The sequence below is a fragment of the Bacillus sp. 522_BSPC genome, assembly GCF_001076885.1.
GTDB lineage: Bacteria > Bacillota > Bacilli > Bacillales > Cytobacillaceae > Niallia > Niallia hominis.
Window position 1 is genome coordinate 1 of sequence record NZ_JVDT01000214.1, and the last position, 4095, is coordinate 4095.

The 4095-nt window shown below is 36.9% G+C and carries 5 protein-coding genes; 4 read left to right on the plus strand and 1 reads right to left on the minus strand.

Translation table 11 applies throughout. The features are described 5' to 3' along the window. The first annotated feature begins 163 nt into the window (after nucleotides 1-163). The 4 genes from ADJ83_RS17610 to ADJ83_RS17625 all read left to right on the plus strand — a co-directional run bounded on the left by ADJ83_RS17610 (nucleotide 164) and on the right by ADJ83_RS17625 (nucleotide 3609). Nucleotides 164-1525: an IS4 family transposase gene (locus tag ADJ83_RS17610; protein WP_048717268.1), complete on the plus strand. Its 1362-nt coding sequence runs from the start codon at nucleotides 164-166 to the stop codon at nucleotides 1523-1525. Between the two features lie 49 nt (nucleotides 1526-1574). Next, nucleotides 1575-2234, plus strand: a complete 660-nt coding sequence (locus ADJ83_RS17615) for an amino acid ABC transporter permease (protein WP_031535205.1) — start codon at nucleotides 1575-1577, stop codon at nucleotides 2232-2234. Continuing rightward, complete coding sequence (locus ADJ83_RS17620) at nucleotides 2227-2949, plus strand: amino acid ABC transporter ATP-binding protein (RefSeq protein WP_031535204.1); 723 nt, start codon at nucleotides 2227-2229, stop codon at nucleotides 2947-2949. Before ADJ83_RS17615 ends, ADJ83_RS17620 begins: the two co-directional genes overlap by 8 nt. Before the next feature lie 150 nt (nucleotides 2950-3099). Further along, a complete protein-coding gene (locus ADJ83_RS17625; protein ID WP_031535202.1) occupies nucleotides 3100-3609 on the plus strand; it encodes a L,D-transpeptidase in 510 nt (169 codons plus the stop codon). A gap of 236 nt (nucleotides 3610-3845) precedes the next feature. Here the strand turns inward: ADJ83_RS17625 and prli42 are convergent, their stop codons facing one another. Continuing rightward, on the minus strand, nucleotides 3846-3947 hold the full coding sequence (gene prli42, locus ADJ83_RS25330) for a stressosome-associated protein Prli42 (protein ID WP_152910842.1): 102 nt from the start codon (nucleotides 3945-3947) through the stop codon (nucleotides 3846-3848). Nucleotides 3948-4095 lie beyond the last annotated feature (148 nt).

The window sequence follows — 4095 nt, forward strand, 5'->3', positions numbered from 1 at the left end:
AACTTTCGCACCAAAAAAATAAGTGCAAATCGTTAGTTGTATTGCGTCTATGGTCTATTAAATATGTTGCTTGACAGTGTTTAATAAAATGAAATAACACCTCATTCTTTGGTATAGTGTAATTGTAGAGAAAACACTACCATACAGAAGAGGTGCTCCCTATATGATAGACCAAAATAGCCAAAACAATCAACTACCAAAAGAACTTAATTCGGTTTTTTCTGAGCTTGAAATGAATAAACACCTGCGCCAAGCAGGAATTAAAAAATCCTTCGGTTTCAGCTGTTCCTACTTATTTCAGCTTGTTTTCTGTTTGATTTTCCAGCACAAAAATTGGTTTTCACTTCTTGATTCAAAGAAAGCCGATCAGTTTCCAGCCAAAGATGCCGTCTATCGCTTTTTAAACCAATCAACTTTTAATTGGCGCCGTTTCTTACTACTGTTGAGCATTTTTACTATTCAAAAGGTGACTCGCCTTACGAATAAAGAGCGTCCAAAAGTACTGATTATCGATGATTCTGCGTATGACCGAAATCGTAGTAAAAAGGTAGAGCTTCTCGCTCGTTGTTTTGATCATGCTTCCCTGAAAATGCGTTTCTTTAAGGGGTTTCGTATGCTCACTTTGGGCTGGTCAGATGGCTATACATTTATGCCAATTGACTTTTCTTTAGTCAGTTCAAAAAAGTCTCAAATCAATGGTATCTCTGAAAAAATTGATAAACGTACTTGTGGATACAAGCGTCGAGAAAATGCATTACAAACTGAGCCTGAACAAGTTCCTGACATGATTAAACGTGCATTAGCCAATGGGATAGATGCAAGTTATGTCCTTATGGATTCTTGGTTTACATTGCCACCACTTGTAAAGTCTATTGTGGATCAAGGATTAGACGTAATTGGTATGGTCAAAGAAACAAAACAACGTTATAACGTAAACGGGGAGATGGTTTCTTTAAAGCAACTATACCGCCTAGCTGGACCCATTCAATCCAAGAAAGGAATTCTTCGTTCCATCCATACGATCATGGCTAATGGAACACCAATTAAAGTGGTATTCATTCAAAACAGAAATAAGAAAAGCGACTGGCTTGCCATCCTCAGCACAGACTGCACTCTTTCAGAACAGGAGATCGTCCGAATCTATGGAATGCGCTGGGATATCGAGGTATTCTTTAAGGCGGCCAAATCTCTTTTGAAACTTGAAAAAGAATTCCAAAGCCGTTCATATGACGCGCTTATTTGCCATACAACGATTGTGTTTTCTCGTTTTATCGTTCTGTCGTGGCAGAATCGCTGTAATACCGATCAACGCACAATAGGTGGTCTGTTTTACGAATTATGCGATGAAGTAAATGAACTTGATTGGGCTGTCGCATTACAGCAATTGATCGAGCTTCTTCAAGATGCACTTAAACAAACGAATAAGAAAATCAAAAAAATAATTCAAAGTCAACTTGAACAGTGGATCGCTGGCCTTCCTAATTATATCAAGGCTTATTTGCCGATATCACTCTGCGAAAGTTGAGTAAATAGATAGAAGACACCCTGTTTTTTATGAAAGGATTGAGATATTAATGGGCTTGGATTTCCAACAATTTATTCCATCGCTTCCTTATTTACTGAAGGGAGTAACAGTAACATTGCAAATTGTTATTGTAGCTGGAATTATTGGATTTGTTTTAGGGATTATACTTTCGATATTTAAACTAAGTAAGATTCCAGTATTAAGCTGGATAGCTGCTATTTATACATCTGTATTCAGAGGGACGCCACTTGTTTTGCAATTAATGATTATCTATTTTGGGGTTCCGCAATTAACTGGGATACAAATAGAACCCTCGGTTGCTGCGATTCTTTCCTTTGGCTTAAATTCAGCTGCTTATATTTCTGAGATTATTCGAGCTGGAATTTTAGCAGTTGATCGTGGACAGAAAGAGGCAGCCATGGCATTAGGTGTCTCACCTAGACAAGCAATGTTTGACTTAATCTTGCCACAGGCTTTAAAAAATATTTTTCCGGCATTAATCAATGAAGCTGTTTCTTTAACAAAAGAGTCAGCGGTTGTAACGGTAATTGGTGTAACAGATATTATGCGTAGGGCCTATATTATGGGTGGAGAAAAATATGCATATTTGGAGCCAATGATTCTAGCAGGTCTTATCTACTATGTATTAGTAATGATGTTGACTACATTGGCAAAAGCCGTTGAAAGGAGAATGAGAAGAAGTGATTAATGTTGAAAATTTGCATAAATCCTATGGCTCCCTTCAAGTTTTAAAAGGGATTAATACACAGGTCAAAAAAGGGGAAGTAGTGACCATAATCGGTCCTTCTGGTTCAGGGAAATCTACTTTTCTTCGCTGTATAAACTTGCTTGAAGTGCCTACAGAAGGAAAAGTAATCATTGATGGGACGGATATTACGACAAAAAACACAAACATAAAAAAAATGAGAGAAAATGTGGGGATGGTATTTCAACATTTTCATCTTTTCCCACATAAAACGGTTTTGCAAAACGTAACATATGCACCGATTAAAGTGAAGGGATTAAGTAAGGGAGAAGCGGAAAAAATGGGTAAAGAACTTCTTGCTAAAGTTGGCCTTGCTGATAAAGCAGCTGTTTATCCTAGCCGTTTATCTGGGGGACAAAAGCAAAGGGTCGCTATTGCACGTGCTCTTGCAATGAATCCAGAAGTAATCTTATTTGATGAACCAACGTCAGCTTTGGATCCTGAAATGGTAAAAGAAGTGCTTGAGGTAATGAAATCACTTGCAAATACAGGCATTACCATGCTAATTGTGACACATGAAATGGGCTTTGCGAGAGAAGCGGCAAACAGAGTATTATTCCTTGATGGTGGAGTTGTAGTAGAGGATGCACCGCCAGCAGAGTTTTTCACCAATCCAAAAACAGAACGCGCAAAAGAATTTTTGGAAAAAATGCTATAATATTGAATACAATTAGATTTCTTCGTCTCTAGGATGAAGGAATCTTTTTCGTACTCAGTGAAGCTGAATGAATCCTATTAGGATTACGATTCCTTATCGTATAAAGAATAAGCATCCACATACACTAAGAAAAAAAGCGAGTGTGATTGTATGCTGAAACTTATTCTTTCTATTTTCCTAACTGTCTCACCTATATGGCCATTAGGGCAAAACCCTTTACCAGGAGATTCTTTTGTTATTATAAACAAAAAAACCAATCAATTATCCATAATAGATGAAAATAGAGTTCAAACTATTATTAGTGTATCGACAGGAAAAACAGAAGACTTAACACCAGATGGCTTATTTACCATTACAGTTAAAGCAGTAGAACCGTATTATCGCAAAAAAAATATCGCTGGCGGACATGAAGATAATCCTTTGGGAACACGGTGGATTGGTTTTGATGCGAAGAATACAGATGGAAGAATATATGGTATTCATGGAACTAATAATCCAGGCACTATTGGAAATTATGTGTCCAATGGCTGTGTCCGTATGCAAAATGAGGCAGTAGAATCGATTTATGATTTAATACCATTAGGAACCAAAGTTCTAATAACAAGGTCAGATAAAAGCTTTGAGGAATTAGCAAAAGAGTATGGGGCTATTCATGAATAAAAAAGGAGCTGGGACAACATCGTTTCAGGTAGTAATAAACACGAACTGTTTTTGTTTTTGGCAAGAAGCTTTCAAAAAAAGTTTGTTGTATTACCCGCAGTCTGAATACATTTCGCTTACCATGGGGCTGCGCTTTAGCCTTCTCGGCTTTAGGGGTATTCCCTTTCTCGCAGCTCCCATAGGAGTTTACGTGTATTCAGACTGCTTAGTTCTTCCATTAGTAAGATAGTCTTCGGTTAAAATAACATTCCAATTCCGATTAACAGTGTAGATGCTAGCATAATAAAGATCATTAAATATACAACAATCTTTTGTAATCTATTTTTTCGTTTCTTCATAGAATCCTCCATAGTCTAACCATTCTTACTGTCTATTTTACTAAGAATAGAAGAATGGTACAACTATAAACATATGGAATTTTGATTAGGGAATTTTTTTAAGGTAAGAGGCTGGGACATAAACATTTCAGCTAACAATAAATACGAA